At 65.0% G+C, this 26,370-nt stretch carries 35 protein-coding genes and 1 pseudogene; 20 read left to right on the top strand and 16 right to left on the bottom strand.

The genetic code is table 11. The features are described 5' to 3' along the window. Positions 1-153: 153 nt before the first annotated feature. The 13 genes from BN1186_RS15970 to BN1186_RS05350 all read left to right on the top strand — a co-directional run bounded on the left by BN1186_RS15970 (position 154) and on the right by BN1186_RS05350 (position 9,989). The gene (locus BN1186_RS15970; RefSeq protein WP_246043245.1) at positions 154-324 is read left to right on the top strand and encodes a pirin-like C-terminal cupin domain-containing protein; all 171 of its coding nucleotides are present in this window, start codon (positions 154-156) and stop codon (positions 322-324) included. 92 nt (positions 325-416) lie between these two features. Next, positions 417-1,502 (top strand): redox-regulated ATPase YchF, encoded by a 1,086-nt coding sequence (gene ychF / locus BN1186_RS05405; protein WP_040283079.1) that lies wholly within the window; start codon positions 417-419, stop codon positions 1,500-1,502. A 9-nt stretch (positions 1,503-1,511) separates the two neighbouring features. After that, positions 1,512-3,143: a recombinase family protein gene (locus BN1186_RS05400; protein WP_040283078.1), complete on the top strand. Its 1,632-nt coding sequence runs from the start codon at positions 1,512-1,514 to the stop codon at positions 3,141-3,143. A gap of 101 nt (positions 3,144-3,244) precedes the next feature. Then, positions 3,245-3,610, top strand: a complete 366-nt coding sequence (locus BN1186_RS05395) for a TIR domain-containing protein (RefSeq protein WP_040283077.1) — start codon at positions 3,245-3,247, stop codon at positions 3,608-3,610. Positions 3,611-3,612: 2 nt separating this feature from the next. Beyond that, positions 3,613-4,593: a caspase family protein gene (locus BN1186_RS05390; RefSeq protein WP_040283076.1), complete on the top strand. Its 981-nt coding sequence runs from the start codon at positions 3,613-3,615 to the stop codon at positions 4,591-4,593. Continuing rightward, on the top strand, positions 4,593-4,877 hold the full coding sequence (locus BN1186_RS05385) for a hypothetical protein (protein WP_040283075.1): 285 nt from the start codon (positions 4,593-4,595) through the stop codon (positions 4,875-4,877). Before BN1186_RS05390 ends, BN1186_RS05385 begins: the two co-directional genes overlap by 1 nt. A 68-nt stretch (positions 4,878-4,945) precedes the next feature. Further along, positions 4,946-6,058, top strand: coding sequence for an adenine-specific methyltransferase EcoRI family protein (locus BN1186_RS05380; protein ID WP_040283074.1), 1,113 nt, complete (start codon positions 4,946-4,948; stop codon positions 6,056-6,058). Between the two features lie 3 nt (positions 6,059-6,061). Then, on the top strand, positions 6,062-7,240 hold the full coding sequence (locus BN1186_RS05375) for an HNH endonuclease family protein (protein ID WP_040283073.1): 1,179 nt from the start codon (positions 6,062-6,064) through the stop codon (positions 7,238-7,240). Positions 7,241-7,256: 16 nt separating this feature from the next. Beyond that, the gene (locus BN1186_RS05370) at positions 7,257-8,432 is read left to right on the top strand and encodes a hypothetical protein (RefSeq protein ID WP_040283072.1); all 1,176 of its coding nucleotides are present in this window, start codon (positions 7,257-7,259) and stop codon (positions 8,430-8,432) included. Continuing rightward, the gene (locus BN1186_RS05365; protein ID WP_040283071.1) at positions 8,429-8,863 is read left to right on the top strand and encodes a hypothetical protein; all 435 of its coding nucleotides are present in this window, start codon (positions 8,429-8,431) and stop codon (positions 8,861-8,863) included. The genes BN1186_RS05370 and BN1186_RS05365 overlap by 4 nt, the downstream gene beginning before the upstream one ends. Positions 8,864-9,033: 170 nt before the next feature. Next, positions 9,034-9,582 carry an antirestriction protein ArdA gene (locus tag BN1186_RS05360; protein WP_040283070.1) on the top strand — a complete coding sequence of 183 codons (549 nt, stop codon included), beginning with the start codon at positions 9,034-9,036 and terminating at the stop codon, positions 9,580-9,582. 18 nt (positions 9,583-9,600) lie between these two features. Then, a complete protein-coding gene (locus tag BN1186_RS05355; protein WP_040283069.1) occupies positions 9,601-9,792 on the top strand; it encodes a hypothetical protein in 192 nt (63 codons plus the stop codon). After that, positions 9,789-9,989: a hypothetical protein gene (locus tag BN1186_RS05350; RefSeq protein ID WP_040283068.1), complete on the top strand. Its 201-nt coding sequence runs from the start codon at positions 9,789-9,791 to the stop codon at positions 9,987-9,989. Before BN1186_RS05355 ends, BN1186_RS05350 begins: the two co-directional genes overlap by 4 nt. Here the strand turns inward: BN1186_RS05350 and BN1186_RS05345 are convergent. Beyond that, entirely contained in the window at positions 9,973-10,269 is a 297-nt protein-coding gene (locus BN1186_RS05345; RefSeq protein WP_040283067.1) for a helix-turn-helix domain-containing protein, read from the bottom strand. The genes BN1186_RS05350 and BN1186_RS05345 overlap by 17 nt on opposite strands. Positions 10,270-10,379: 110 nt before the next feature. On the opposite strand from BN1186_RS05345, the gene BN1186_RS05340 reads away from it, so the two are divergent. Then, complete coding sequence (locus tag BN1186_RS05340; protein ID WP_040283066.1) at positions 10,380-11,132, top strand: hypothetical protein; 753 nt, start codon at positions 10,380-10,382, stop codon at positions 11,130-11,132. A gap of 75 nt (positions 11,133-11,207) precedes the next feature. Here BN1186_RS05340 and BN1186_RS05335 read toward each other — a convergent pair whose 3' ends face one another. The 7 genes from BN1186_RS05335 to BN1186_RS05305 form a co-directional block, all read right to left on the bottom strand. Next, positions 11,208-11,795, bottom strand: coding sequence for a hypothetical protein (locus BN1186_RS05335; RefSeq protein ID WP_139650860.1), 588 nt, complete (start codon positions 11,793-11,795; stop codon positions 11,208-11,210). Next, positions 11,737-13,005, bottom strand: coding sequence for a relaxase/mobilization nuclease domain-containing protein (locus BN1186_RS05330; protein WP_052459826.1), 1,269 nt, complete (start codon positions 13,003-13,005; stop codon positions 11,737-11,739). The genes BN1186_RS05335 and BN1186_RS05330 overlap by 59 nt, the downstream gene beginning before the upstream one ends. Further along, positions 13,002-13,448: a MobC domain-containing protein gene (locus tag BN1186_RS05325; RefSeq protein ID WP_139650858.1), complete on the bottom strand. Its 447-nt coding sequence runs from the start codon at positions 13,446-13,448 to the stop codon at positions 13,002-13,004. The genes BN1186_RS05330 and BN1186_RS05325 overlap by 4 nt, the downstream gene beginning before the upstream one ends. 137 nt (positions 13,449-13,585) lie before the next feature. Then, positions 13,586-13,930 (bottom strand): hypothetical protein, encoded by a 345-nt coding sequence (locus tag BN1186_RS05320; protein ID WP_040283063.1) that lies wholly within the window; start codon positions 13,928-13,930, stop codon positions 13,586-13,588. A gap of 72 nt (positions 13,931-14,002) precedes the next feature. Continuing rightward, the gene (locus tag BN1186_RS05315; protein WP_040283062.1) at positions 14,003-14,587 is read right to left on the bottom strand and encodes a hypothetical protein; all 585 of its coding nucleotides are present in this window, start codon (positions 14,585-14,587) and stop codon (positions 14,003-14,005) included. A gap of 2 nt (positions 14,588-14,589) precedes the next feature. Next, the gene (locus tag BN1186_RS05310; RefSeq protein ID WP_040283061.1) at positions 14,590-15,300 is read right to left on the bottom strand and encodes a hypothetical protein; all 711 of its coding nucleotides are present in this window, start codon (positions 15,298-15,300) and stop codon (positions 14,590-14,592) included. Further along, positions 15,293-15,493: a hypothetical protein gene (locus BN1186_RS05305; protein ID WP_040283060.1), complete on the bottom strand. Its 201-nt coding sequence runs from the start codon at positions 15,491-15,493 to the stop codon at positions 15,293-15,295. The genes BN1186_RS05310 and BN1186_RS05305 overlap by 8 nt, the downstream gene beginning before the upstream one ends. 138 nt (positions 15,494-15,631) lie before the next feature. On the opposite strand from BN1186_RS05305, the gene BN1186_RS15420 reads away from it, so the two are divergent. Beyond that, positions 15,632-15,892 (top strand): hypothetical protein, encoded by a 261-nt coding sequence (locus tag BN1186_RS15420; RefSeq protein WP_040283059.1) that lies wholly within the window; start codon positions 15,632-15,634, stop codon positions 15,890-15,892. Between the two features lie 2 nt (positions 15,893-15,894). Beyond that, a complete protein-coding gene (locus BN1186_RS05300) occupies positions 15,895-17,256 on the top strand; it encodes a type IV secretory system conjugative DNA transfer family protein (RefSeq protein WP_040283058.1) in 1,362 nt (453 codons plus the stop codon). 56 nt (positions 17,257-17,312) lie between these two features. Here the strand turns inward: BN1186_RS05300 and BN1186_RS05295 are convergent, their stop codons facing one another. The 7 genes from BN1186_RS05295 to BN1186_RS15405 all read right to left on the bottom strand — a co-directional run bounded on the left by BN1186_RS05295 (position 17,313) and on the right by BN1186_RS15405 (position 22,584). Then, a complete protein-coding gene (locus BN1186_RS05295) occupies positions 17,313-17,657 on the bottom strand; it encodes a hypothetical protein (RefSeq protein ID WP_040283057.1) in 345 nt (114 codons plus the stop codon). 21 nt (positions 17,658-17,678) lie between these two features. Continuing rightward, positions 17,679-17,840: a hypothetical protein gene (locus BN1186_RS15415; protein ID WP_159440585.1), complete on the bottom strand. Its 162-nt coding sequence runs from the start codon at positions 17,838-17,840 to the stop codon at positions 17,679-17,681. After that, positions 17,840-18,427 (bottom strand): recombinase family protein, encoded by a 588-nt coding sequence (locus BN1186_RS05290; RefSeq protein ID WP_040283056.1) that lies wholly within the window; start codon positions 18,425-18,427, stop codon positions 17,840-17,842. The genes BN1186_RS15415 and BN1186_RS05290 overlap by 1 nt, the downstream gene beginning before the upstream one ends. A gap of 195 nt (positions 18,428-18,622) precedes the next feature. Next, positions 18,623-19,147 (bottom strand): hypothetical protein, encoded by a 525-nt coding sequence (locus BN1186_RS05285; protein ID WP_052459825.1) that lies wholly within the window; start codon positions 19,145-19,147, stop codon positions 18,623-18,625. Beyond that, entirely contained in the window at positions 19,105-21,252 is a 2,148-nt protein-coding gene (locus tag BN1186_RS15410; RefSeq protein WP_180349022.1) for a hypothetical protein, read from the bottom strand. The genes BN1186_RS05285 and BN1186_RS15410 overlap by 43 nt, the downstream gene beginning before the upstream one ends. A 380-nt stretch (positions 21,253-21,632) precedes the next feature. Continuing rightward, positions 21,633-21,941 carry a helix-turn-helix domain-containing protein gene (locus BN1186_RS05275; protein WP_040283055.1) on the bottom strand — a complete coding sequence of 103 codons (309 nt, stop codon included), beginning with the start codon at positions 21,939-21,941 and terminating at the stop codon, positions 21,633-21,635. Positions 21,942-22,446: 505 nt separating this feature from the next. Then, positions 22,447-22,584: a hypothetical protein gene (locus BN1186_RS15405; protein WP_180349021.1), complete on the bottom strand. Its 138-nt coding sequence runs from the start codon at positions 22,582-22,584 to the stop codon at positions 22,447-22,449. Between the two features lie 528 nt (positions 22,585-23,112). On the opposite strand from BN1186_RS15405, the gene BN1186_RS16235 reads away from it, so the two are divergent. After that, on the top strand, positions 23,113-23,892 hold the full coding sequence (locus BN1186_RS16235) for a BPL-N domain-containing protein (RefSeq protein WP_074436937.1): 780 nt from the start codon (positions 23,113-23,115) through the stop codon (positions 23,890-23,892). A gap of 55 nt (positions 23,893-23,947) precedes the next feature. Continuing rightward, a complete protein-coding gene (locus tag BN1186_RS05260; protein WP_040283054.1) occupies positions 23,948-24,772 on the top strand; it encodes an alpha/beta fold hydrolase in 825 nt (274 codons plus the stop codon). 105 nt (positions 24,773-24,877) lie between these two features. Here BN1186_RS05260 and BN1186_RS05255 read toward each other — a convergent pair. Continuing rightward, a pseudogene (locus BN1186_RS05255) lies at positions 24,878-25,018 on the bottom strand (IS3 family transposase); the annotation flags it as partial. A gap of 287 nt (positions 25,019-25,305) precedes the next feature. Here BN1186_RS05255 and BN1186_RS05250 point away from each other — a divergent pair. Next, positions 25,306-25,962, top strand: coding sequence for an HAD-IA family hydrolase (locus tag BN1186_RS05250; protein WP_052459824.1), 657 nt, complete (start codon positions 25,306-25,308; stop codon positions 25,960-25,962). Between the two features lie 249 nt (positions 25,963-26,211). Further along, a complete protein-coding gene (locus tag BN1186_RS16230; protein WP_281278439.1) occupies positions 26,212-26,337 on the top strand; it encodes a PIN domain-containing protein in 126 nt (41 codons plus the stop codon). Positions 26,338-26,370: the final 33 nt, after the last annotated feature.

The raw sequence follows: 26,370 nt of genomic DNA, 5'->3' as shown, positions 1-26,370 counted from the left end.
CTAACCTCGTCGATTAACGCTACGCAACTGTGCTCAAAATATGAACCGGGGGTCTCGGTGGCCCGGCGAGGTCAACCTCACCACGTCGGATTACGGCATCGCCCACTATGGGGTCTCGACGATGAGCCGCCGATCGGTACCGAGAGCCCGCTGTTGGGCGGCGAGTCGTTCGACGAGCACGTGGTGATGTGGTGGAACTTCATCGGCCGTAGTCATGATGGCATCGTGCGGTTGCGTGAGGAGTGGAACGAGGCGCCGGATCGATTCGGCAGGGTTAAGGGCTACCGCGGTGGCGAATCCCGGCTGGCCGCAGCAGCTGCATGATGGCGTCCGGCTCAAGGCGCGCCACCGTCGCGGCCGAAGGTGAGCGACGCTGAGGAAGGCGTCTCGGGGCTTGACGGCTACACTCCTTTCTCGTGGCACTCACTATTGGAATCGTTGGTCTTCCCAACGCCGGCAAGTCGACCCTGTTCAACGCATTGACCCGCGCGGAGGTGCTCGCGGCGAACTACCCGTTCGCGACGATCGAGCCCAATGTCGGCGTCGTGGGGGTGCCCGACGAGCGGCTCCCCGTGCTCGCCAAGATCTACGGCTCCGAGAAGATCATCCCGGCGACGGTGAGCTTCGTTGATATCGCCGGCATCGTGAAGGGCGCCTCGCAGGGCGAAGGCATGGGCAACGCGTTCCTCGCCAACATCCGTGAGGCTGACGCGATCTGCCAGGTGACCCGGGTGTTCGAGGACGTCGACGTCACGCACGTCGACGGGAAGGTCGATCCGGCCAATGACATCGACACCATCACCACCGAACTGATCCTGGCCGATCTGGCCACCGTCGAGAAGGCGATTCCCCGCGTGGAGAAGGAAGCGCGCATCAAGAAGGAGATGCAGCCGAAGCTCCAGGCGTTTCTGGCCGCTAAGGAGGCGCTGGAATCCGGTAAGGGTGTGCGTGCCGCCGGCGTCGACGCCGATGAGCTCTACGAACTCCACCTGCTCACCGCCAAGCCCTACCTCTACGTCTTCAACTGCGACCAGGACGAGCTGGGCGATGAGGACCTCAAGCAGCGGATGCGCGACCTCGTCGCCCCGGCGGAGGCCATCTTCCTCGACGCGAAGTTCGAATCGGAGCTCGTCGAGATGGAGGAGGACGAGGCCCGCGACTTCCTCGCCGAGATGGGCGTCGGAGAGCCCGGCCTCGATGTGCTCGCCCGCGTCGGCTACGACACCCTCGGCTTGCAGAGCTACCTCACGGCCGGCCCCAAGGAAGCCCGCGGTTGGACGATCAGGAAGGGCGCCACGGCCCCCGAGGCCGCAGGCGTGATCCACACCGACTTCCAGAAGGGGTTCATCAAGGCCCAGGTGGTCAGCTTCGACGACCTGGTCGCCGCCGGCTCCGAGAACGCTGCCAAGGCTGCGGGCAAGATGCGCCTCGAGGGCAAGGACTACGTCATGCAGGACGGCGACGTGGTGGAGTTCCGCAGCGGAAGTGCATCTAAGCGGTAGACTGGAGGCATGAACTCAGCAGCCTCTGTCGACGCCGCTCAGCCCGTTCGCGCCGCCATCTACCTGCGCATCAGCCAGGACCGCGAGATGGACGGCCTCGCCATCGAGCGCCAGCGTCAGGACTGCGAGGCGCTGGCCCGGTTCCGTCGCTGGGAGGTCGTCGAGACCTACGTCGACCAGAGCAAGTCGGCAACGGACAAGACCAAGAAGCGGCCCGCCTACGACCGGATGGTCGCCGACTACGAAGCGGGCCGGTTCTCCGCCATCGTCTGCTACGACCTCGACCGCCTGACTCGGCAGCCCCGTCAGCTTGAAGACTGGATCGACCGGGCCGAGACCCGGGGGCTGGCCCTGGTGACGGCCAACGGGGACGCGGACCTGTCGACCGACGGTGGACGCTTGTTCGCCCGCATCAAGGCCGCTGTCGCCAGGGGTGAGGTGGAGCGGAAGTCCGCGCGCCAGTCGCGTGCCCACGTCCAGCGGGCCAGCGAGGGCCGAGTCCCGAAGGGCGTTAGACCCCTGGGCTATTCCACGGACGGCAACGTGGTCCGCAAGGAAGCCAAGGCTGTCCGCGCGATCTACGACACCTTCGACCGGGGCGCATCCCTGCGGGGAATCGCCCGGGCGCTGTCGGGCATGCAGGAGGAGGACGACCGCAAGGCCGACCAGGTCAAGGGCGTGCCGAAGTTGCCCAATCATTCCCGCACCCTGACCATTGAGCGCAACGAGAAGCGTGCCGCCGAGGACCTCCCGGCCAAGCCTGTTCCCGACGACCGGCCGTGGGCGGAGAGCACGGTGCTGGGCATCCTGCGGAACCCACGCTACGCGGGCTATTCGGTCTACACCGACGTCAGGGATCGCCGGGCAACGGTGGCCGACAACCAGTCCCGGCTCGCCAACGGCGAACGACCTCGCGGCAGGCGCAGGGACTGGCGGGAGTTCGTCGTCAAGGGTGAGGACGGCCTGCCGGTCAAGGGCAAGTGGACGCCCCTCGTCTCGGAGGACCTGTGGCAGCGGGTACAGCTCAAGCTCGATGACGACTCGCGGGTTACCAACCGTGTTGGCACCCACCGCCGCCACCTGGGCAGCGGCCTCTACGTGTGCGGGGTATGCGGCTCATTCATGCGGGGCTGGTCGCGCGGGTATCGCTGCAAACAAGCCTGCATGAGCCGCACCGGTGGCCCCATCGACGAGCTGGTGCGCGGCGTCGTCGCGGAGCGACTCCGTCAGCCTGATGCGCTTCGCTCCGTCGCGGCTACCGACTCGCCCCGGCTTACCGGTCTGCAAGCCGAGATCGATGAGCAGCGCGGGCGGATCGCGCGCGCAGAGCACGACTACGACGCCGGTCTCCTTGAAGCGGCCGACCTCAAGCGCAACCGCACCCGCGCCAAGGAGGCCATCGCCCGGCTGGAGGCCGAGATCAGGACCCTGCCGCGCGGCATCGCGAATCTGCCGATCCTGGGCAGCGACGACCCCGCACAGGCGTTCCTAGACGCCGACCTCAACGTCCAGCGCGCCACCATCGAAGCCCTGGTGCGCGTCACGCTCCACCCGCAGACGCGGGGGCGGAAGAAGTTCAATCCGGCCAGTGTCGGCATCGACTTTGGTGGCGCCAACGAGAATCCTGTTGCGACGACCTAGACGCACCCACCACGGGTTCCGAGCCCGACTTTGTCAGTGGTCGTCTATAGGCTTGAGTCACGGGCGGCAGACGGCCCACCGAACTTATCAGGAGGCACATCATGACCAAGACCATCTTCATCGCGTTCGCCATCGAGGACGAGCGCCAGCGCGACTTCCTCAAGGGGCAGTCGCTGCACCCGCGCTCGCCCTACGAGTTCATCGACATGTCCGTCAAAGAGCCCTACCAGTCGGAGTGGAAGGAGAAGGTGCGCACGCGCATCAAGCGATCGCACGGCGTGATCGTCCTGGTCAGCAAGAACTCGCTCACCTCCACCGGCCAGAAGTGGGAGATCCAGTGCGCTAAGGAAGAGGGCAAGCCGATCCGTGGTATCTGGGCGTACAGCAGCGACCGCACCAATCTGTCGGGCGTCACCACGTACCCCTGGACCGACGCAAACATCGCCGCGTTCATCGACTCCCTGTGACCATGCACAAAGCCCTCATCGTCGGCATCGACCACTACGACAAGATCGGCTCACTGCGGGGTGCGGTAAACGACGCCCACAGCGTCAAGAACATCCTCTCACGCCACGCAGACGGCACTGTGAACTTTGTGCAGCCCAAGTTAATGGCAGCCGCTGGCCCGGAGACCGCCATCTCCCGCACCGAACTCCGGGAGGCGGTGGAGGAACTGTTCCGTGACAACGCAGATATCTCGCTCTTCTATTTCTCGGGCCACGGCTACATCGACAGCGTCGGCGGCTTCCTATGTGCCAGCGACTGCGAGAGCGGCCACGACGGCCTCGCGCTCAGCGAGGTCATGACATTCGCCAGCAAGTCTCCGTCCAAGAACAAGATCATCATCTTGGATTGCTGCCACGGCGGCGTCGCAGGCGACAGCTCGACCTCACCCTCGGTCGCTGAGATCAAGGACGGGGTGACAATCCTGACGGCGTCAACTGCTGACCAGTACGCCATGGAGTCCGGTGGGTCAGGAGTGTTCACCAACCTTCTGGTGGATGCGCTGAACGGTGCAGCGGCCAACCTTGTTGGTGACATTACGCCCGGCAGCGTCTACGCACACATCGACCAGTCCCTGGGGCCCTGGAACCAGCGACCTGTCTTCAAGACGAACGTCGAGCGGTTCGTCTCGTTGAGGAAGGCGGATGCGCCGATCCAGCTCTCCGACCTCCAGAAGCTCACAAGCCTGTTCGAGCACCCGTCTACGCAGCTACGCCTCGACCCATCTTACGAGCCGGAACGTAGTGGCGCGGAGCCCGACGGGACCCCACCGCCTGACTCGGCAAAGAACGCCGACTTCGCCGTGTTGCAGGATCTGATGAAGGTCAACCTCGTGCGACCTGTTGACGCACCGCACATGTGGCACGCAGCGATGCAGTCCAAGGCGTGCGAGCTGACGGTGTTGGGACAGCATTACTGGAATCTCGTAGACAAGGACCTCATCTGATGGACGTTGAGCGTGGAGCGAGTGAAGCCCTAGAACACTCCGACCTGATCGACCGGCTCGCCAGCATCGAGCACGAGCGGTGGGCCCATTGGCAGCGCTATGTCCATGACCAGTGCGAGCGACTTGAGGACGGCTCCCTGGTCATTCCCGCGGACTTGGTGGCCCGATGGGAGCACCAGATCGCGACGCCGTACATGGACCTCTCCGAGGCGGAGAAGGAGAGCGACCGAGACCAGGTCCGCCGCTACCTTCCCGTTATCGCTGAGGCCTGTGGCTCGCGATAGCGCCTCTCACGAACTCTGTAGTAGTAACGGATAGCCTTGTCAGTTGAAGGACGAGGAGAAGGAGACGCATGGCGAACAGGAACCTAAACTCAGCGCGCTGGGAGGCCAACGACGAGTACTACACCGTGTGGGCATCAGTCGAACGCGAGATGAATGCCTACCTAGAGTACGACCCTGACGTGTTCCGAGGCAAGGTCATCCTGCTGCCCTGCGACGATCCCGAGTGGTCGAACTTCACCAAGTTCTTCGCCCTTCACTTCACCGACTTCGGTCTCAAGAAGCTGATCTCCACGTCCTACGCACCCAACAGCAACGCCGGGGCTGCCTTCTATACTCCCACGCTGTTCGAGACCGAGGACCCCGGGTACGACGAGGACAAGTCTTTGGAGCGCGGGCGAGTGTTCACCCTGACTCCCGAGGACGTCTCCGGTGACGGGCGCGTCGACATCGACGACCTAAAGTGGGCGTACCTCGACGGCGACGGCGACTTCCGCTCGGCCGAGGTCACCGCACTGCGCAACGAGGCCGACATGGTCATCACCAACCCTCCGTTCAGTCTCTTCAGAGCCTTCGTCGACTGGCTCATGGCCGGTGGCGTCGAGTTCTCAGTCATCGGCAGCAGCAACGCCATCACATATCGCGAGATTTTCCCGCTCATTCGCGAGAATTGCCTCTGGAAGGGGGCGACGGGCAACAGCAGCGACATGGTCTTCGGGATACCGAAGGGGGCACCCGTGAAGGCGGCGGACCGAGCGAAGGCCGAGCGACTCGGGTACCCCTCCGACGGTCGTCAGGACTACACGCGACTCGGCAACTCGTGCTGGTTCACCAACATCGAGCACGGCCGTCGTCACGAACCCCTCCAGTTAATGAGCTTGGCCGATAACTTGAAGTTCAGCCGGCACAAGGGTGTGCGGGGCAAAGGGTATGCCCGCTACGACAACTTCGACGCCATCGAGATCCCCTTTGTAGACGCCATTCCCGCCGACTACGACGGTGTCATGGGTGTCCCGATATCGTTCCTCGACAAGCACAACCCGGAGCAGTATGAGTTGATAGGAATGAGCGCCTATGGCCAAGTGCCCGCCGAGGTGAAGATCGCGTACAAGGAAGGCCATCACCGGCCCTACGTCAACGACGTTGCCAAGTACCAGCGCGTGCTTATCCGGAAGAAGGACTGACCCATGGATACCGACCTCCAGCAGTACACGGTGGCCGAGGTCACTAAGGGCTTCGTCTACAACGAGCTCGAAGGCAAGGGCTTGTTCGGCCTCGACGGCGACCTGGTTATCCAGCCTGAGTACCAGCGCCACTACATCTACGGCGACGGCAAGAAAGATGTTGCCGTCATCGACTCCCTTCTCAAGGGCTACCCGTTGGGTCTGATCTACTTCGTCGACAACGGGGTTGCCGACGGCCCGCACCTGGAGGTGCTCGACGGCCAGCAGCGCATTACCAGCGTCGGACGTTTCGTCACCGGCAAGTTCGCTATCGTCCGCGACGGTCGCGAGCAGACGTTCTCCTCGCTCGACCCAGCCTTGCAGAAGAAGATCACAGACAGCCAACTGCTGATCTACGTGTGCTCGGGCACTGAGACCGAGATTAAGGAGTGGTTCCAGACGATCAACATCGCCGGGGTGCCACTCAACAGGCAGGAGCTGCGCAACGCGATCTACTCCGGCCCGTTCGTCACCGCCGCCAAGGCCGAGTTCTCGAACTCCCAGAGCGCCCTCCAGCAGAAGTGGGCCCACTTCGTCAAGGGCGACCCCAAGCGGCAGGAGGTGCTTGAAGTCGCCCTCGGCTGGGTGGCTAGCTCGAAGGACCAGAGCATCGACGGCTACATGGCGGCCCACCGCCAGGACTCCGGGATCAATGAGCTGAAGACGTACTTCACCACGGTGATCGACTGGATCGACGCAGTGTTCATCGCACCACCGGACAAGGCCATGCGCGGCCTCGACTGGGGTGCGCTCTACGAGACCTACCACCACAGGTCCTACAAGGCCGACGAGATCGACGCCGACCTCCAGGAGCTGCTGGCCGACCCGGCCGTGAAGAACCCCAAGGGCATCTACGAGTACCTGCTCGGCGGCAAGGAAGACACCCGTCTGCTCGACGTGCGCCTCTTCGAGCCTTCCACGAAGAAGCAGGCATACGCCCAGCAGACCAAGAAGGCCCAGGCCGCTGGTGTCTCGAACTGCCCGCTGTGCGCACAGGGGAGCAACGCCAACAAGACGCGCATCTACAAGCAGAAGGAGATGGAGGCCGATCACGTCGCGGCCTGGTCCCGAGGCGGCGACACCAGCCTGGCCAACTGCGAGATGCTCTGTGTGCCCCACAACCGAAGCAAGGGCAACCGCTGAGAACACGGAGGTCTCTATGCCTATGGTCATTACGCTCGGCGGCGAGACCATCGACATCGATGCCGAGGTGTTCGAGTTACTCTTCGACAACTCGTCGGTCCGCAGTTACAAGGGCTATACGGCCGCAATGGAAACCGGAGAAATTGCGTTCAGCGAGCTCCTGAAACTCGCGCGTAAGGCCCACATTCCCTACCCGCTGTTCTTCGCGCCGAAGCCTGTCGCCGCAGCACAGGTCGAACTCAAGACCCAGAAGCTGCTCCAAGGTGTCAAGAAGGGGACCTATTCACTCAACTCGCGAGCCGCCGTCGACCTGGCTGACATCGAACTGATCGTGAAGGACCTGACGCGGAAGCAGGAACTTGTCAAGAAGTTCGATCCGTCATTGGGGCGCAATCCAATAGTCGGGATGCTCAAGAAGTCCAGGGGGTCACCCCAGCGTGACGCGCACGCACTCTTGTCCGCCTTGGGGCTCACGACGGCCACCATTCACGCGGCGAGGTCCAAGGAAGCCGCAGTGGAACTTCTGATCACTCATCTCGAGGCTGCCCACATCCTGGTCTCACGTAGCGTCAACGGTTTCATGCCCCAGACTTTGAGCAAAGCCAAATTCAGTGGGCTTACCGTCAAGGATGCCAAGGTGCCGTACGTCTTCCTGACAGGAGGGTCCCACGGCGAAGCGGAAGAACCCGCAGGGCGCCAGGTCTTCACACTTGCGTTACTCGCTGTCCTCGTGGCTCGACGAGTATTTATGCCAGTCACCATGGATGCGCGGTCCATCACGGCGACTCCACGACAGGAATACAGCATCGTTGCTGAAATGCTGATGCCCAGCCCTTTGCTCCGCGCCGCGTCGCTGTCGTCGCTGGATGAAATCACCGAGGTGGGCGAGAAGTTCAAAGTGACGCCTAGCGCGATCGTTGTTCGAGCCGCTCACCTCAACATTCTCGACCGAGACACTGCCAACTATCTACTCGCCGAGCTCGGGAAAGCGTTCGCTTCGCGTCCCAAGAGGGAAGCCCGGAGTCCGAAACCGGTCAACGCGGTCCGCAAGTACAACGGACGTGAGTTCTCTGTCCGCATGCTCGATGCCCTCGACAGCGATCGACTCACTCCCAGAGAGTTCTGTCAGGTCGCTTGCGCCAACAAGATCAAGATCACCGACATCCCGGAGTTTCGGAGCGCGCTCACGTGAACGAACGATGGTATCTCGTTGACAACAACGTCCTCTCGAAGCTCACTCCCGCGCAACGTGCCAGCGAGTTCTTCAGTGAGAACTGTCGTGTTTCGAGCGAGGTGCTCTACGAGGCTCGTGCCTACGTGGAGGAGTCGGTAGCAGACGCGGAGTTGCCGACGACAGCAGCGGTATTGCGGCGCTTGAAGGAGGTCATGTCGGCAGTCGACCCAGGCGACACCACTCTGGTTGACCTCTACGCGAACAAGGGCGCGGCAGACCCCGTCATGATCGCAGCCGCGCTGGAGGAGCAGGCGCACGAGAACGCGACCCTCTTCCCCAGCACATGGGTGATCGTCACCGACGATAAGGCAGTCGCATCCACTGCGCGTCGTGTTGGGTTGAAGGTGATGGCGTCTCCCGACTTCCAGGCGCAGTTTCCTTCCAGGTAGTGCGGCAGAGTCGTACCGGTGCCGTCTGAGGACCTGGGGTGAACGTGGGCCCGCCGTGGGCGGACCCGGGAGGTCTTCTGAGAGCGGTTGATGCGGCGTAAGCGCGTCATTTCATCAGAGCCTGACTGCCTGTCGCGTTCGCCGTTCTCCTCGAATCGAGGAGGAGACCTATGGACACGGACACCCTGGGCAGCACGCCACGCGTGTGGGTCGGCTGCCTGTACTGCTACAACTCCGGACGCCTCGTCGGCGAGTGGTTCGACGCGGCCGATGCCGACGAGGTCACCCTGACCGACGTGCACCGGGGCGCAGGCGGTACCCGCGCCGGTTGCGAGGAGCTGTGGTGCTTCGACCATGAGAACCTGCCCGTACGCGGCGAGATATGCCCGCACGAGGCTGCTGAGTGGGGTAGCGCCCTGGCATCGGTCCCGGAGCACCAGCGCGAGGCGTTGTGCGCGTGGGTGAGGAGCGGTGACTACGTAGCTGAGGGAACCGGTGACCTGCCGAGCATTCCGGACTTCGAGGACCGCTACTGCGGCGAGTGGGAGTCGTTCCGCGAGTACGCGGAGGAGTTGGCCGACGGTACGGGCCTCCTGTCGGGAGTTCCCGAAGACGTTGCTCGGTACTTCGACTGGGCAGCGTGGACCCGGGACCTCGCGTTCGACTACACGGTCGAGGACGCGCCGGGAGGCGGCGTGTTCGTCTTCCGCAACCTGTGACTGGAAGGAGCCGCACTGATGACTGATGACCAGTGGGAGCTGCGCGTGTGCGTGCAGTGCGACATGCCGAGCATCGCGAAGCGGGTGCTCGTTATGGGAGAGGACATGAGCGTGAGCCGGGTCTACTACTGCCCGGAGCACGGACCGCTGTCGATCGCAGAGGTGGTGGACATGCGTGCCATCCGAGCCCGGAGGAGGGGAGAAGCATGAGTGCAAAGTCCAACGCGAGCAGCCATGCCCTGGCGTTCAGCTGGTGGCGGGGCTGCTCTGAGCTTTCTGACGAGGAGGCGCGCCTACACGACCTGCTGGCGCTGCACCGGGCGACGGTCGAGCTGATCCGCGATCAGCGGGACCTGCTCGGGTACTACGACAGCGACGAGGAGCTCGGGATCAGCTCTGACCCGTGACGCCGTCCTCGTCCCAGGGGCCGCCGGTGAGGAACTCCAGCGGGTCGACCTCCAGGGTCCGGGCGATGTGGTCGATCGTCTGGAGCTGGAGGTTCATCTGGCCTGTCTCGATGCGCCTGAGGTAACGGACGTCGAAGCCGAGCAGCTCGGCCGCCGTCTCTTGCGTCATGCCCTTGTGCTTCCGGTAGGCGCGCAGGTTGCGTCCCACGTACTCCTGGAGGGGACGGGCGAGGACGGGGAGGTCGACTCGCTCCGCATCGGGGCGTTCATCTTTAGGCACTCTTTCTACAGTCAGCCTGATTCCTGCCCTATACCAGGGTATTCTGATACCCGGTAGACCTGTGCCCGTTCGAGGGGAACACCAGACCAGAGACGAGAAAGAGAGCCTGTATGCCACGCCGCAAGACCCTGCCCACCGCCCTCACCACAGCTACGGCCGTCACCGCGCTGATGCTGGCCGGCTGTTCGTCCTCGCCCACGGGAGAGGGCGCGAACGGTTCCGGCTCGAACGAGGGCAAGCCCTCGCAGGAGCAGTCGGCCACCATCTACGACTTCCCGCTCAACGGCATGGAGCCCGTGGGGAAGGGCGAGCAGCTCACCGTGGTCCTTCCTGACGACCTCAAGCAGGCGGCGGGCGAGGAGGCCAGCAGCGTTGTGGTCGAGAGCTTCACCGTCTCCTCTCACGAGCTGCAAACGGCCGAGTACTGCGCCGTGGACATCAGCGTCGAGTTCGTCTCGGACGACGCGAGAACTGCGCTCCTCGACTTCTACGACACGCTGGAGAACCACGAAAACGACACTGATGGGCAAAAGGTCGCCCACGCCACTCTGTACCGGGGCGAGATCGCCACGCTCGACGAACTCGATGAAGCGGCCCCGGAGGAGGGCATCTACGCCGCCGACGACGGTTCGCAGATCGTCCAAGTCGCCGACTGCGCCTCCTCACCGCACGACGACGACGCCGACATCACGCTCGGCTTCAGCTACCCCGGAACACGCAACTCCATCAGCGACTCGCACGAGATCTACAAGGACTTCGCGACAGCGAACCTCGCCGTCATGACCGACGGCAGCGTCTCAGTCGCCTCGACGGACACCGGCGACTGGACGCGCGACAGCTCCGGCAACTGGATCAAGGACTGATCCGACGACCCCACGAGAGAAACAACCCCGCAGCCACCCGGCTGCGGGGTTGTTCTTTTCCTCGTCGCGCCCGGCTCACCATCCGCGATAGACCTCAGCCAGCTTCCTGCCGAGCCGGTAGACGGCCCAGCACACGCCGAGCGCACCGGAGACCGTGGCAAGAGCGATGATCAACTTCAGCCACCACGCCTCCGCTGCCGCGAACGACGCCCAAGCCCACCCGAAGACCGGTCCGACGCCGAACAGCTGGCCACCGATGCCGAGGAGCACCGCCACGGCGAGCCCCACGAGTGCCAGCGGCAGCAGCGCCACGGCGACCTTCCCGACCCCTGCCCACGTCAGAGCGCCCTTGAGCTGAGCGGCGGTCTTCTCGGCCCTCTCCAGACCCTTGGTGGCTTCCTGGAGGGTCTCCTTCATCTCGGTCACCTTCTTCTCGCCGAGCGCGTCGAGGCGGCGTTCGTGGGCGCGCACGACCTCTTCCACGCGCTGCATACTGTCGGTGATCTGTGGTCCGAGCCCGGTCTCCAGCTTGGACGCGAGCCCAGCAATGAGCTTGTCTTCGTCGATCCGCAGCCGCGCCTTCGTCGCCATCTCCCTCAGCAGGCTAGAGCGAAGGTCCGCGATCTGCGCTGCGGTCTTCTCCATCAAGGCGAGGGCTTCCACGTCCGACTTCTTCAAGGAGCTTCCGTCGGCGAGCCGCACGGTCTCGCTGCTCGCCAGACTCGCGCCGAGCGCGGTCACGGCTTCCTCCAGGCTCGTGAGGCGCTTCTTCACCCCGCCGAGCTTCAGCGTCGCGTCGGGCCCGTTCGAGCTTGCGCCGGAGTTCATCGACGTCGAGAGCTCCTCCACCATCGACGTGAGGGTGTTCTGGGACTCGATCAGCTGAGCCAGTACGCGCCTGTCCTCCTGCCGCTCGTTGCGCAGCTGCTCGACCAATGCGGACATCTCCGAGAGCGACTCCTCCCTCTCCTGCTGCTCGATCCTGTCCTTGGCGCTCATGGCGCACCGTCCTTTCCTGGTTGTACTTGAAGAGCTCTTGCGCACCGTCGTGTGTGAACTCCTCGGACAGCGACGACGCCTTCCTGCGCCGCTTCCTCGGCTTCTCACCGGTGGTGTCGAGGGCCTTGTAGGTCCACCCGATCGACTCCCGGTCCTGGGTCGAGCCGTCGGCACTGCCCTTGATCGTGTGGACCTTCTCGTCCAGCTCGATGCCCTTCTCCGCGAGCACCCGCCGGTAGCTTGCGAGGTCGACCGAGCGACGGTCAGCCAGCGACTCCTCGATCTGGTCGCCGAGCTGGCGGTCGAACTCCGAGACGGCCTCGCCCTCGCGGCGGTGCTCCCACAGCGAGCGCTGGTCCACGTTGCGTGAACCGCGCTCGGCCACGCGCAGCCCGTAGTCACGCATCAGCTCGTCGTTCTGCTTCGCCACGTGCCAGTGCATGTTGTTGCCCTGGAGCGCACGGCCGGTGACGTTGTCGTGGTTGATGACCGTGATGTGGTTGTGCGGGTGACCGCCCGCACCGTCGACGTGCGTGATCACCAGCACGTCGCTGTTGGGGTGCAGCTTCTTCGCGAACTCGTAGCCCAGGTCGTTGACCGTCTGCACGGCCTCGGGATCGTTCGGGTCGAACTCGCTGCTCTCGAAGCTCTGGATGAGCGACCGGGCCTCGATCCGGCGGCCATGCGCCGTCGCGAGTGCCTCGGCGCGCTCGACGAACTCCTCGGGGCTCTCGGCGTCCACGCGCAGTGCAGCCACGCGGTCGGTGCCCTCGGTCTTGTTGCGCCGGTACTTCTCGGTGCCCTTCGCCCCGTACAGCTCGTACTCGACCTTGGGCCGGGTCTTGGCGATGCGCTTGGAGTTGGTGACGCTCATGCCGCCCGCCTCGTCCCGCCCAGCTGCTCCTCGACGCGGCGCAGCACGTCCGTCAGCTGAGCGAGCACCGCCAGCGCCGTCGGGCTGCCGAGCGTGGTAGCGCCGTCGCTGTGCACCTTGCGCACCAACTGGTTGAAGTTCACGCCGATACGGTTCACTTCGACGCGCAGCTCTCGCAGAGCAGGAGAGTCCGCAGAGACCCCTTCGGGGTCAGCGATCGCTGCCGCGATCGCCGTCGGCACGACCCCGGCCTCGACGACATCGAGGACGGATGCACGCACCAGTGCCGACGAAGCGACCCCCATCGCAAGGGCTCGCCGCCTCACACCTCCGAGTTCTCCTTCGTCGAACCGCACGGTGAGTCGCTCACTCTTACTCGGCGGCCGCGTGTCTGGGTTGTTGCTTGCCATGTGAATCCCTTCTCCTTCGTCGTCGTACTTCAAATGCCTGCTCTGCCCGGTCACCCAGACACATGAGGTGCAAGCAACCTTTTCGTCAGACATCGCTGGCGCTCGTCTTCCTCAAAGGCGCTTGCGGGGGAGGGCTGCGCCCTCCCCTCGACCCCTCCTGACCACCGGCCTCACGTCTCGGTGGAGAACGCCGACTGCTCGGCAACCCCGCCGCTCGGCGGCGTGGGCTCGGACGAACGAGTCGCCCGCTTCGCGCGCTCCCGACGACGCTGCGCCTCACCGGCCAGCCGCTCCCGTGCCTTGGCCTGGAGGCGCTCGAAGACTTCCGAGTGCTCCTCCTCCAGGAGGTCGACGACGATCTCGCGGACCTTCGAGTCCTCCTTCTCCTGCCGCTGCCGCAGCCGAGCGATACGAGCAGCGGCGTCCTCCTGCTCGACCTCGATCTCCGCCTCGATGTGCGACAGACCGCCCGCGACCTTCTCCTCGATCCGCTGTGCCTTCGTCTGCTTCGCCATGCTGGTCTCCTCTCTCCACCCGGCGGTGCCGGTCTTCCGTCGGTAGGTCGCCTTCGCGGCAACTTACTGGGGTTACTCCTGGTCCAGGTCGAAGGTCTTCGTGACGACCTCCTTCTCCTCGTCCTCGACGCTCTGCTCGCGCTTCTTGCCCTCGGTCGCCCTGCTCGCGAGGAACTTCGTGGCGTTTCCGATCAGCGAGGGGAAGATGATCAGGGAGGCGAGGAAAGCCGCCGCCGCGCCCGCGATCCACACATTGGTGAAGATCGTCAGTGCCCAGCTGATACCCGCGCGCGCGAGCATGAACGCGAGCGTGTAGCCGGTCGCCAGGGCCGCCAGGCGCCAGATCGGTGACCGTGCCTGCCACTCGCGGAAGTCCGCAGCCATCGTGCGCAGCAGACCCTTCGTGCCCTTGAATGCCGAGTCGTCCTGCTTCTCGGGGAGCCCGATGATGCCGTTCTTGAACAGCAGTGTGGTCAGCTGCACGAGGAACATCGTGAGCATGGTCGCGGCGATCTCCAGCCAGCCGTTCTTGGCCAGCGCGTACGCGACCATGCCGATCGCGCCGCACAGCAGCAGCGTGGCGATGATCTGGTAGATGCGGTTGTTCTGCTCGATGTTGACGACGACCTGGCCGCCCTTGCTCTTACCCTTCGCCATGATCAGGCTCCTTCCTTGTGCTCGGGCTCGTGCCCGACCTCGGTCTCCACTTCGATGACGATCGGCGCAATGCCCACCGGCTCGTCGTCGCGCTCCTGGTGCCCTGGGTTGTCGACCTCGACGGGCACGGCCGGTGCCTCGGTCTCGACGACGATCGGAGCGATGCGCTGCTTCGACTGCTTCTCCTTGCGTGCCACGGCCGCCCAGCCGTTCGCGCGGACCAGCCATGCCGCCCACGCGACGCCGCCGACCACCTGGAACGCGACGTATCGCGCCGCGAGGAGGGCACCGCCCTCCAATCCCGTCGTCGACAGCACCAACCACGCCACTACGCCGAGCACAGCAGCGATGAGCAGGTACGGACCGGGCATCATGCGGCCCCACTTGCGGACCATCACCCACCAGGTGCCGTACGCGGCACGGCTGATGATCAGCGCCGGTCCCGCGAGCACCGCGACGACCACGACGCCGATGAGGGCCAGCAACGCCCAGCCCGCCGTGTTCGCTGCGCCTTCCTCGCGGAAGATCGCCCGGTACAGGAGCGGTCTGGTCGTGACCTCAGCGAATCCGGCGTCACCGGCACCTGCTTCGTAGCGGTCGTTCCGCCGGGCGACGACGGCGAGCTTCTCGCCACGACGACGAGCGCCCGGGCGATGCCCGGCACGGGCGAGAACCCAGGCCGCTCGTTCCCGCTCCCAGCGGTGCTCACTCATCGGTCTGGCTGTCCTCGGGGACGTAGCGCACGCCGTCGACGATGCACACGCTCTTGTCCGTGGCCTGGCCGGTCTGAGGGTCCATCTCGCAGACACGACCGCCGTCAGAGCTGATGCCCGCCGTGTAGCCGAGGAAGAAGGTGCCGCCAAGCAGCACCAGGACGGCGATCAGGCCAAGAACGTACTTACCCATGGGGTCCTCCTTCGATCGAAGCTCGTGCCTAACATGATAGCATGTGCTACAAAGCTATGAAAGGAGTGAAGTGCCGTGGAAGTACGCTTGGGTATAACACCCGATCTAGTGCTATTGAGCTACCAGGAGGCCCACGAAATGACAGCGACGAGGCTCGCCATCTCCCTGACAGACGACCAGGCCCAACGGCTACGAGTCGCCGCTGCCGAGGCGAACATCCCGCACGGCGTACTCGGCAGAGCACTGCTGGTCTACGGCCTGGGCAAGCTCGGCAACGAGGAGCTGGAAGCCGTCATCGAACAGGAGACCGCGAGCTTCCGCGAGAGCAGATCCAAAGGCGGCAAAACCGCTACAGCCAACCGGTGGCACAACAAGGACGAACCGCACCAGAAGGAGTAGCCGTGGCTCTCTTCGGCAGCACCACGTACACCCCGCCGCCGACCCCGTTCGGCGGCTTCATCGACGGCAAGCCCGCCGAAACCGCGCCACACCTGCTTGTGAGCGGGCCCTCCGGCGTCGGCAAGTCCAGGCGTGTCCTCGGCCCGGGCATCCTCATGTGGCAGGGACCGGTCGTCGCCGTCTCCTCGAAGCCCGACCTCATCGACCTCTGCCTGGAGCAGCGGCACGAGTGGGCCGGTGGTCGACACACGTACGTCCTGGACCTCTCGGGCGAGGTGCCCGACGACGCCCTGCCGCCCGGGGCCGAGAAGGTCGTCGTCGACCCGACCGCGCTCATCCGCACGGACGACGACGCCATGGACCTCGCGAGCATCCTCATGCAGTCCGGTGCCGCCGGAGCCGGTGGCGGCAACAAGGGCGGCGGTAGCGGCGATCCGTTCTGGGAGAACGTCTCCCTCGCCCCGCTGGCGGCGCTGCTGCGAGCGACCGGTCAACGCGGCATCACCTGGACGCGAGCCGCCGTTGGCCGCTTGAGCCCCGACGACGAGGACGACACCGAGCAGCCGAGCTGGATCAACGCGATCGGCATCCTGGAGGAACTGTCGCCGATGCTCGAATCCGAGTTGAAAAGCGCGGCGCTGCTCGATGCGAAGATGCGCGACTCGATCATGGTCACCATGAAGTCCGCCGTCGCACCGTGGCTGCGCTCCACCGTGGCCGGTGACGGCACGCTGCGGGCCTTCACCCCGGACATGCTGGCCCACCCGAAGTCCACGCTGTTCATGGTGGCCCCGGCGACCGGCGTCGCGGCCGGTGCGGCCGTCTCGGCGGTCGACTTCATCTCGAAGCGGTGGCGCGCGAACCAGACCGAGAAGAACAGGTTGCCGAGGCTGCTCATGGTCGTCGACGAGCTGTGCAACACGATGCCGTGGCCGAAGCTGCCGACCGTCGTCACCGAGTCCCGCGCCATGGGCATCCACCTGCTCTGCGCAGTGCAGGCCACTTCACAGTTCGCCAAGCGCTACGGCAAGGAAGGCATGGACGAGCTGCGCGAGGTGTTCCCCGCAGTCCTGTGCCTCGTCGGCGCACCCGAGAAGGACATGCTCGAACGAGCAGCGTGGTGGTACGGCCAGAGCGAGCGCCACAAGACCACAACCGACCACCTCGGGCGCCAGTCCCAACAGTCCGAGAAGGCCGACACCCTGCACGCCACCGACCTGCTTCCGAAGTCGAAGGACGAGGGTCGGCTCCTGCGCGGCAAGCGCCCCGGCGCGGCCGCGGGCACCTTCTCTGACGCTGGCCTGCTGGTGAACCTCGTCGACATCTCCCAGCTCAGGTTCAAGGCTCGTCCCAAGGCCGCCTAAGCGCACACGAAGACCCCCGGAGCCGAGGCTTCCGGGGGTCTTCTCTTGGGGCGGGATCAGCGACTCAGGGACGAGTCGCGCTCACGCTCCTGCTGCTTACGGGCCTCGATCACCCGCTCGCGCTCGGACTGCCGCTGCCTGCCACGAGCGTCCTTCTTGGCCTGAGCCTTCGCCTGCTGCTGGCCCTGGACCGGACCGCGCTGCTGCTCCGCCGCCCGCTGGTGCTGCGACCGGGCACGCGCCTGCGCCTGCCTGCGCTGACGCTGCGCCTCGGCGTACTCGGCGCTGCCCTTCACCTCCGGACCGTAGCGGCGCTCCACTGCCTTGTCCCCGCCCTTCGCCAGCTCCTGGCGCATCGCCTTGACCAGCTCCTGGTCGGGCTTCTTCTGATCGTTGCTCATGATCGTTCCTCTCTTCGTCGACTAGCTGCCGACCCGGTCATACGACCGGATCGAGATCCCCTGGGCGATGAGGTTGTGGCTCATCTGCTCCTCGTGCTCGTCGCACACGAACGAGCTGAACCACTGCGTGATCAGCTCCCACGTCGCCCTGGAGCTGCACCACTCGCACTCATGCATCGGCATCACCCCCTCTCCGCGTATCGACCCGTGCCACCGAGTGCCGCGTACAGCGTCGACCGGCTCACACCCAGATCGCGAGCAACGACCGACTTCGCCACCCCGCCGCCGATCCGCTCACGGGCGGAGGCGATCTGCTCGGCCGAGAGCTTCGGTCCCCGCGCATACACGCCCTTGCGCTTGGCGATGGCGATGCCCTCGGCTTGGCGTTCCCGGATGGTGGCCCGCTCCAGCTCGGCGACGGCCGCGAGGATCGTCAGCATGAACTCGCCCTGGGGCGTGTCCGTGTTCAGCGCCGGGTTGTCGACGAACTCGACGGCGACACCCTTGGCCGCGAGGCCCCGGACGATCGAGAGTAGATCCGTCGTCGAGCGGGCGAGCCGGTCTGGCGACTTCACCCGCACCGTGTCGCCCTGACGCACGTACGCGAGCATCTCCTGGAGCCGCTCGCGGTCGGCGGTGTTCTTGCCCGAGACCTTCTCGGAGAACAACCGGTCGACCTCGCCGACCGCTTCAAGCTGCCGCGTCTCGTTCTGATCGGCCGCGCTCACCCGCACGTAACCGACCACCTGACCAGTGCTGTTCGATGACATCTAGACCCTCCTACAAATGTGTTCGATGAGTTGCGGATGGACCTCGTTCGACGGCGAAGTCGGCACGCTCCGAGTTGTCCGACGTGGTAGACCCTGATCGACACTCGCGAGAACGCTCCCGTCGCGAGCATCGTTGTCCTGGGGGCCGGTGGGGAGACGAGTCGATGGACACGACGGCCAGGTGTCGAGGAAACATCACAGCGGGAGCCGGTCGACCGGGCTGGGATGTTCCCCGGATGGCATCTGCCGCATACGACTCAGGTACGGTTCCAACGTCTCCCGAGGCAGCATCTGTGAGGCCCGCTCGGGGCGACGCGCGTTGTCCCAGTCCCCACGGGATGCCGTGCCGAGCCCCCACTCGGCCAGCCAGTCAAGGCGCTGCTGCACGCTCAGCGTGCGGTCTGCCAAAGTCGGGATCTCCACCACGCCCTGCCGGTGAGCCATGACGATCGACATGAGGACAGCGCGCTGCGGCGTGACGATGCGGCGTCCCTTGCCATGGGAGTACCGCACATCCCAATCGCGCCACTGCGCCACAGTGCGCAGACAGCCGGTCTGCGCCATCTCACGAGCGATCTGCCGTGCACGCAGACACTCCTCGACGGTCTCCCAGGGCTCGGTGGTGAAGGTCGCCACTTCGTGCTCCGTTCCGTCGGGGAGCGGCACGAACTCGCGAGTCATCGACGACATGACCGGCTTGCGCTTGAGGTCGTAGTCCATCGAAACGGACCGCTCAACGCGGGACGGGATGAAGTCTCGGCGATTCTCCGTCCGCGACAGCTCCTGGAAAGACGGGAACCGTGTATAGCCATTCGGAACCCGACCTTCGCGGGTGACGACCGCGCGCAGCAGGTTCTCCCTATCTTCGATGCTGTCTTCAACGATGCCCTTCGAGACCTTGAGCCGTTGTGAGCACACACACCGCCAAGCGAGAGAGACACGTTGCCGCGCGTCGTGAAGTTCACCAGATCGTCCTGCTGGTGCTTGGCCTCCCAGATGGACGGGTCGCCGGTCAGAGCAGTGCGCGACTCACTGAGCAGCTCAGCAAGTCCGTACAGGTCGAGAGAGGCGACCTCGTCAACGGAGAAATCGGTGATGAACCCGTCCGTGGTGACCGAGTAGACGCGTCCACCGCGATCAACGATCTGATTCATGGTCGCGAGGAGCTGCGCCCGCACGAAGGACGTGGTGGTAGCCGCATGGTAGGGGCTGGAAATCGCCGAACCACCGACGTTGTCCATCTCCTGCGAAAGAGCGTCCCAGGACCGCTGCTCAGCCACGTCCTGCGCGGTCTTGCCATACACGGAGTTGACGCCGGTCTTGAGGGTCTGTTCCTCCAGCGAGCCCTTGCCGAACAGCGCCTTAGCGACGTTGCGGTCGTCGATGAGCTGCTTCACGCCGTTACGCAGCGACAGGCTCGGCCCACAGTCCCGCCTCAGCTCACGCCCGAAGAAGCCGATCTGGCAATAAACCTCGGCACCGAGACGGAGCGCGAGCCACAGCTCGGGACCGCACACCCACGAACCGGCCACGCCCTCGGAAGTGCGCGGGTAAACAAGTGTGCCGTCGGCGACGATGGGCAGACACGGGTGAGCGACCTCGGCAGGGAACTCGAAGGACACGAAGCCGACGAACGGGGTCGATGCCGTCGGCAGGTCGTCGTCGGTGAGGAAACGCTCGTGAACGACCTCCTCGATGGCACCGGCCTCCCAATCGAGATCGCGCACCAGCGCCATCGCCGTGGGGTAGGCGTTCTGCGCGTCGATGTCCACGGTCGAGACGGGGTGGTAACCCGGCATCGGGCATGAGTTGAGGCCGCCGTGATAACCGCGACCGAAAGCAGACGACAGCTGCGCAGCCGAACCATCGAGCGGGTTGCGGCCTCGCTTCGCGTAGAAGCTCAGCCGGTCTCCCTCCTCGACGGCCTCCACGCCATCATCTTCGTCTACGAGACCGGCGAACTTCCGCCGGAACTCCGCCGGACTCGACGCGCCGAGGTAAGCACTCCCCGAGTCCACGAGGGCAGCGGCGGCACCTCCGCTCAGCGTGATGGGAGGTACCACACCGTCGCCCCAGAGCCTCGCGAGGTACTCCAGGACGATCACGGCATCGTTGATCCCGTACTCCAGGAACTCCGGCAGGTTCTCATGCCGGTACTCGGTCATCCGGGAGATCCAACCCTCCGGAACGTCGAGCTTCGCCACCCCGCATGCCTTGCCGAGCACCGCGAGCGTCTTCTTTCCAGCAGGTGCCTGCGACATGGTGTCGCGGACGGACACCGAGAGACTCTCCCACCAGTACCCGTTCGCATTGCCACGCTGGGAGCGGAACGGCAGCAGCGTCACGAGACCACCGGCAGCCGAGGTCAACCGGACCAAAACGTCCAGCTCCCGGCCGTGTCCTCCGGCGCGGAAGGTTGTGAGGTCCGCAGAGCCGGTGTGACAGGCAAGGACGATGGGCACGCGCAGCTTCGCCAGCGCCTCCCGGCGTTCCCACCAGTCATCTGACCAGAACGCACCGCGCGGCACGCCACGGGGACCGACCTCGTCGGGCACCAGCGGGGAGCGCCACAGCTCGGCGGCCACGACAACGGTCCACAGCGCCGTGTGCAGCGAGATGCGAGCATCAGAGCCTAGCGGAGGCAGGATGACGACCTCGACGACCACCGACGGATCGAGTGGGTCAGGCACCGCGAACTGGTACGAGTCGATCACCCGTTCACCGTCGATGGTCGTGAACTCCGTGTCGAAGCCGACGATGATCCCGAGCCGACCCGTTCCCATCGCCTTCACCGACGGAAGGTCGCGGAACGCGGTCGCGGGCACAGACCCGCTCCCACCGACACTGCTCGACGAGGACGTCGTCGAGCCGGTTGCGGAACCACGGTCAGACGGTCGTAACGCGGGGCTCCCCATAGGAGCTAATGACCGTGCCTGACCATTTACCTCCTGACCAGGGGAAACAGTGGCATCGGAGGGGTCGAGAAAGTGTGGCACTCCCGGACTGCCACAGTCGCCAACCGGGTTCTGAGCCCCCGTTGTCCCGGCCTGCGAGGCGACGACCGGCACTCCTGCTGTTCCAGCCGTGGCCCGTGCGCGCCGACGCACGAGCACCTCGAACACCGTCGCCGAGCCATCAGTACGCTGAGCGCGGGCGTCTGCGAGATCGGTGATCTCGTGACGCATCCATCCGGGGGCCGTGGCGTTCACGACGCACCGCCCAGCAGCGTCGACAGCCTGCGGACCTGCTCGTCGGTCAGCGGGGGAGCGGTGGCGGCGATCCGCGCGACAGCGGCCTCGACGGTCTCGAACGTGTGCGACGGCTGCGTCGGGACCGCCAGGGCGTCGAGATCGGAGCGCAAGACCTTGACGCGTCCGCCGATCTTGACAGCAGGCAGCTTGCCCTGCTTGATCCAGCCACGGAGGGTCTGATAGGCCCCGTAGCCGAGCTCGACGGCATCCGTCAGGTTGAGATAGTGGGTGTGGTCGCCCTGCGGGGGCGGGGAGTACACCATGAGAACTCCAGACAGCGTGAACTGTCCGGAGAGGGGTGCTTTCCCGGCTTGTCATCTGGGCGGCCTAGCGTGCCGTGCTCGTTGGCGAGGTGGTCCTCGCCGCTGCTTTACGGGAGCGCTAACTCCCCACCCAGCCTCTGGTTCTCGATCTCGGAGGAGTTGCCGGTCGCTAGCCGTTCGGAGTGCTACTCCGTGGTGCGAGGATCATGGCTCGCATCCACCCTCAGGGTGATCCTTCTTCGATCACCTTGCGGGTCGCGGTGAACAAAGACTTGACGCGATCCTATCAACGCTGTCAAGCCTGAGCAACTGACAGTGCTGTCATGCACTTCAGCTGCGAAACGCGGTGGAGTTCCGCTTCAACGTGTGATCCGTGCTCTCGAACACCGCCTCGGTTGTCTCGTGAAGAGGTGGGCGCGGTGGTGTCGTCACTGAGGTCGCCCGGCTGGCGACCTTCCATGTTCGGCGCTATCACTGCTGATAGCACAGGGGGTGGTCGCCGATGTCATCCATCATCGTCCGTGATCTCGATGACGGCGCGAAGCAGCACCTTGCCGCCCAGGCGAAGGAGCACGGGGCGGTCCATGGTGGCCGAGGTTCGCGACATCCTGACGAAGGCCACCCGACGGCCGCACATCGGCATGGCGCTGCTGTCTGCGGCACGGGATGTCGGTGGGGTTGATGAGCTGCCGATTCCGACGCGCGATGACGTCGCAAGTGCGTCGAACTCGTGGCCCCGCGGAATGCGGACGCGTGAAGCGTCATTCGATCGAGGTCCTCGTCCACCAAGAGCTCCCTGAGGACGATCTGCGTGGGCTTCGACAGCTCTTCGACAGCGAGTATCTCAAGGGGTTCGGAGAGTCGGATCCGCAACAGCCTTACGGCTACGCATCACATGATGTCGACATCATGGCGCGAATCGAAGGTCGCGCCGTCGGCCATGTGGGATGGGCGCCCGCGAGAGTGGCAGGGGCACCGCGAGGGTACAAGCTCACGAAGCAGGCCTCGATGCCGTCATCGGTGACCAGTGGGGGCGCGAATCCTCCGCGCCGAAATGAAGCGCTTCGGCGTCGAACCTCCACCAGTCATCGGCAACGCGAAGGAGGCGGCCAGGTCTGCTCGTCCGCGGTCGCTTCGGTGAACTGTGGAGCAAGGTAACTAGGATTGAGCTATGAGCACGTTCGAATCACCTGCTGGATGGACGCGACGGTCGGTCCTCGGGGGGTTACTGACGGTCCCGGTCGTCGGGCTGGTGAACGGGTGCGCACCAGCCAGCACGAACGAGCACGGGGGTTCGGACGGGCGAATCGCCCTTGTGTACCGCGGCCCCGCAGGGTGCGCAGGATGCTCGGACATTCTTGCAGAGCGGCTGTCTCGACCACCGCTTGGCCTGGACGTTGCGTTTATCGGCCCACACGAACAGGTCCCTCTCGAAGCGAGTGCCCTATCTGGAGCCGCCCTCTACGCTCAGCCAGGCGGTGGGGACGACATTGGTGGTGCGGCCCAGAGTTTTCCTTCGGATTTCATCCGCGGGCTACGTGACTATATTGCTACCGGTGGAAGCTACCTCGGAATCTGCATGGGCGCATATCTCGCCGGGAGCGAGGGCTTCGGCTTTCTTGATTATTCCGTTGAGGGGGAGGTAAACGTTCCCGGCTTCCCTGTGGAAGATGGCAGCGATCAAGTGGTGGCAGTCACGTGGGGTGAGACCTTGCGTTGGACCTATTTTCAAGAGGGTGCGCGGTTGCCAAGAGATGGTGCGGAGGAATATGCGCACTATGAAACAGGCGATCTCGCTGCCGCATATTATCGGTGCGGCGATGGAAATGTGGGCTTGATTGGCCCTCATCCGGAGGCAGACGTGACCTGGTTCGAGGACGCCGATCTCGTCGATCCCGACGGTGACGACTGGCAATATGCGCTGCCGCTCGTCAAGCGGATTCTCAGTTGATCGCTGGGAAGGCCACGTGCGGCGCATCTGCCGAGATCAAGCTACTGGAGGTGGCATGACCAACCGCACGGTGCTACGCCCTGACGGTGTCTCGATCGCGGTCACTGACATCGGTGGCGATGGCCCGGTCGTCGTACTGCTGCACGGTCTCGCGGGGAGCTCGTGCGAGCTGCTGCCCACGGCACAAGCGTTACCGGGATATCGGGTGCTACTCGTGGACCAGCGGGGGCACGGTGCGAGCACGCGGCTTCCCAATGACTTGTCGCGCGATGCCTTCGTCGGAGACGTCGTCGCAGTGCTCGAGGAGCTCGTCCCTGGGCAGCGCGCGGTGCTCGTGGGGCAGTCGATGGGAGCCCATACCGCGTTCCTCGTCGCGGTGGCGCGACCAGACCTGGTCAGAGGACTTGTGATGCTGGAAGGGCATGTGAAGGGCAGCGATGATCCGGGCGAGGCCGCACAGCTCGGCAGGTATTTCGCGTCGTGGCCAGTGCCTTTCGAGGACGCGGCCGCGGCGAGAGAGTTCCTCGGAGGGGACGCGATCGTCGACGCCTGGGTGGCAGACTTCGAACTGACGGATCATGGTCTCGTCCCACGCTTCGACGCCGCCGTCATGCAGCGCGTGATCGAGGCGGTGCACGAGCCTCGCTGGGACGAGTGGGAGGCTCTGACGGTCCCGACACTCGCGGTGTTCGCGAAGCATGGGATGTTCGGCAACGACGATCGGGACGCATTGATCCGGCGCAGGCCCCAGACAGACAGGATTGATCTCGATGGCGGTGGCCATGACGCGCACCTCGACGCTTTCGATATGTGGATCGACGTGCTCAGCCGCTGGCTGGCCCGCGAGCGAATCAACGGGACGCACGCCGGTGGGCGCTGATGGTGCGCCGTGCCGGAACGTCATGGAGTTCCGCTTCAATGTGTAACCCGTTGGGATCATGTGGTTCTTGGTGCCATAACTTCATGGCATGACGGGGAGTGATGGCTGCGTCGCGACGCGTTGCACCGTTCCGTGCGTGACGCCGAGCTCGGCCCGCAGCGTCCTCACTACCCGCACCGCCGCCGCCTTCTCTTCACTCGAGTAGCGGCGCGTCGTCGACTTCCCATTCGCCAGTTCTTCCGGCATAACTCCATCCTCGTTCCAAGATCAGGGGTCTCCAGCAACCCAGGGCGCTTCACCTTGACCCGGCCTGTCCGCGCGCGAGCGTGAAGTGTTGGCGCTGGTGGCACGAGGGAGGGGCAACCGAGACGGAGGCAGCCTCGCGATCGCCATGGGGCCATCGGTGTTTCATGCTGTGGGGAGTTCCTGCAGTGGCTCCACCGACGGGCGCAGCAGTTCTCCCGATGCCAGGAGCGTGACGAAGGTGCGGCAGACGGGCCCACTGGCCAACACCCCGCTGTAAGATCCACCCGGTGATCTTCCGGCCAGCTGCGCTCTTCGACTTCGACGGCACCCTGGCCGACACCATCCCCCTCATCGTGGATTCCTTCCACCACACGTTCGAGACGTCGGGAATCCCCGCCTTCGACGAGGTCGTGATCCGATCGTGGATCGGGAGGCCGCTGGTGTCGGTGTTCGGCGAGTACTTCCCCGGGCGCGAGGATGAGCTGATCGCCACCTATCGCACCTGGAACCTGGCCCAGCACGACGCCCTCATCCGACGCATCGACGGGATCGCCGGGCTGCTACAGGCCCTCGCCGAGCGGGGAATCGTCCTCGGCGTGGTGTCGTCGAAGAAGGCCGACACCGTCCGGCAGGGGCTGAGAGTGGTCGGTTTGGAGGGCCTGATCGACGTCGTGGCGGGCATGGATGAGACGACGCGACACAAGCCGGAGCCCGATCCGTTGTTGTTCGCCGCCGCCCAGCTCGGCGTCGATCCCGCCCATTGCGTCTACGTGGGCGACGCAGGTGTTGACGTCCTCGCAGCACGGGCGGCGGGGATGGCGGCCGTCGCCGTCACGTGGGGTGCTGGCACGCGGGAGGAGTTGGAGTCGCTCGGCCCGGCCGCCGTCGTTGATACCGTCGCAGGGCTGGGCGACACCCTCCTCCAGGCGCCCGAACGGTCGTAGCCTCGACCTGTCGGTGCAGCCGAGCGTGGCCACCGTGACCCCAACCCGGCGACGACCAGCATCGATTCGTCTGCCGGCTGATCGCCGCCCGCACGCTGACGCAGCATCTCGGTGTTGTGGATGCCGGCAGCGTACCCGTTCGATGCGCAACCCGGGTACGGCCCACGACGACAACGCGTCCTCGAGGGAAGGGGCGCGTTCGGACTGTCGACGTTGTCACTCACGCCCGTCGAGTACCTGACTCCTGCCATGAAGGACGGGGTTTGGGAGGTCCAGGTGTTGCTCGCTGATCCTGGGCAGCATCGCGCTGCGCCCATCCCTGACCTGTTGATCGCGACGACGGCGGAGAAGGCCAGGCGCACGGTGTGCCGTTGATAAGGACTTCGAGTGGATTGCTGACGTGACGGG

It is taken from the genome of Tessaracoccus massiliensis (genome assembly GCF_000826065.2).
Classification (GTDB): domain Bacteria; phylum Actinomycetota; class Actinomycetes; order Propionibacteriales; family Propionibacteriaceae; genus Arachnia; species Arachnia massiliensis_A.
Note: the sequence above shows the minus strand (reverse complement) of the source record. Positions and strands in the feature narration are given on the sequence as shown.

What these genes read in the sequence shown, in the direction of transcription:
- BN1186_RS15405 (WP_180349021.1), bottom strand. Translation starts at nt 22,584, where the DNA reads ATGCCGATGTGCGGCCGTCGGGTGGCCTTCGTCAGGATGTCGCGAACC.
- BN1186_RS15415 (WP_159440585.1), bottom strand. Translation starts at nt 17,840, where the DNA reads ATGCCGATGCATGAGTGCGAGTGGTGCAGCTCCAGGGCGACGTGGGAG.
- BN1186_RS05370 (WP_040283072.1), top strand. Translation starts at nt 7,257, where the DNA reads ATGCCTATGGTCATTACGCTCGGCGGCGAGACCATCGACATCGATGCC.
- BN1186_RS05360 (WP_040283070.1), top strand. Translation starts at nt 9,034, where the DNA reads ATGGACACGGACACCCTGGGCAGCACGCCACGCGTGTGGGTCGGCTGC.
- BN1186_RS05340 (WP_040283066.1), top strand. Translation starts at nt 10,380, where the DNA reads ATGCCACGCCGCAAGACCCTGCCCACCGCCCTCACCACAGCTACGGCC.
- BN1186_RS05320 (WP_040283063.1), bottom strand. Translation starts at nt 13,930, where the DNA reads ATGGCGAAGCAGACGAAGGCACAGCGGATCGAGGAGAAGGTCGCGGGC.
- BN1186_RS05400 (WP_040283078.1), top strand. Translation starts at nt 1,512, where the DNA reads ATGAACTCAGCAGCCTCTGTCGACGCCGCTCAGCCCGTTCGCGCCGCC.
- BN1186_RS05295 (WP_040283057.1), bottom strand. Translation starts at nt 17,657, where the DNA reads ATGAGCAACGATCAGAAGAAGCCCGACCAGGAGCTGGTCAAGGCGATG.
- BN1186_RS05375 (WP_040283073.1), top strand. Translation starts at nt 6,062, where the DNA reads ATGGATACCGACCTCCAGCAGTACACGGTGGCCGAGGTCACTAAGGGC.
- BN1186_RS15420 (WP_040283059.1), top strand. Translation starts at nt 15,632, where the DNA reads ATGACAGCGACGAGGCTCGCCATCTCCCTGACAGACGACCAGGCCCAA.
- BN1186_RS05385 (WP_040283075.1), top strand. Translation starts at nt 4,593, where the DNA reads ATGGACGTTGAGCGTGGAGCGAGTGAAGCCCTAGAACACTCCGACCTG.
- BN1186_RS05350 (WP_040283068.1), top strand. Translation starts at nt 9,789, where the DNA reads ATGAGTGCAAAGTCCAACGCGAGCAGCCATGCCCTGGCGTTCAGCTGG.
- BN1186_RS05260 (WP_040283054.1), top strand. Translation starts at nt 23,948, where the DNA reads ATGACCAACCGCACGGTGCTACGCCCTGACGGTGTCTCGATCGCGGTC.
- BN1186_RS05380 (WP_040283074.1), top strand. Translation starts at nt 4,946, where the DNA reads ATGGCGAACAGGAACCTAAACTCAGCGCGCTGGGAGGCCAACGACGAG.
- BN1186_RS05290 (WP_040283056.1), bottom strand. Translation starts at nt 18,427, where the DNA reads ATGTCATCGAACAGCACTGGTCAGGTGGTCGGTTACGTGCGGGTGAGC.
- BN1186_RS05310 (WP_040283061.1), bottom strand. Translation starts at nt 15,300, where the DNA reads ATGAGTGAGCACCGCTGGGAGCGGGAACGAGCGGCCTGGGTTCTCGCC.
- BN1186_RS05315 (WP_040283062.1), bottom strand. Translation starts at nt 14,587, where the DNA reads ATGGCGAAGGGTAAGAGCAAGGGCGGCCAGGTCGTCGTCAACATCGAG.
- BN1186_RS05355 (WP_040283069.1), top strand. Translation starts at nt 9,601, where the DNA reads ATGACTGATGACCAGTGGGAGCTGCGCGTGTGCGTGCAGTGCGACATG.
- BN1186_RS16235 (WP_074436937.1), top strand. Translation starts at nt 23,113, where the DNA reads ATGAGCACGTTCGAATCACCTGCTGGATGGACGCGACGGTCGGTCCTC.
- BN1186_RS05305 (WP_040283060.1), bottom strand. Translation starts at nt 15,493, where the DNA reads ATGGGTAAGTACGTTCTTGGCCTGATCGCCGTCCTGGTGCTGCTTGGC.
- BN1186_RS05330 (WP_052459826.1), bottom strand. Translation starts at nt 13,005, where the DNA reads ATGAGCGTCACCAACTCCAAGCGCATCGCCAAGACCCGGCCCAAGGTC.
- BN1186_RS16230 (WP_281278439.1), top strand. Translation starts at nt 26,212, where the DNA reads ATGAAGGACGGGGTTTGGGAGGTCCAGGTGTTGCTCGCTGATCCTGGG.
- BN1186_RS05390 (WP_040283076.1), top strand. Translation starts at nt 3,613, where the DNA reads ATGCACAAAGCCCTCATCGTCGGCATCGACCACTACGACAAGATCGGC.
- BN1186_RS05285 (WP_052459825.1), bottom strand. Translation starts at nt 19,147, where the DNA reads ATGGACTACGACCTCAAGCGCAAGCCGGTCATGTCGTCGATGACTCGC.
- BN1186_RS05395 (WP_040283077.1), top strand. Translation starts at nt 3,245, where the DNA reads ATGACCAAGACCATCTTCATCGCGTTCGCCATCGAGGACGAGCGCCAG.
- BN1186_RS05275 (WP_040283055.1), bottom strand. Translation starts at nt 21,941, where the DNA reads ATGGTGTACTCCCCGCCCCCGCAGGGCGACCACACCCACTATCTCAAC.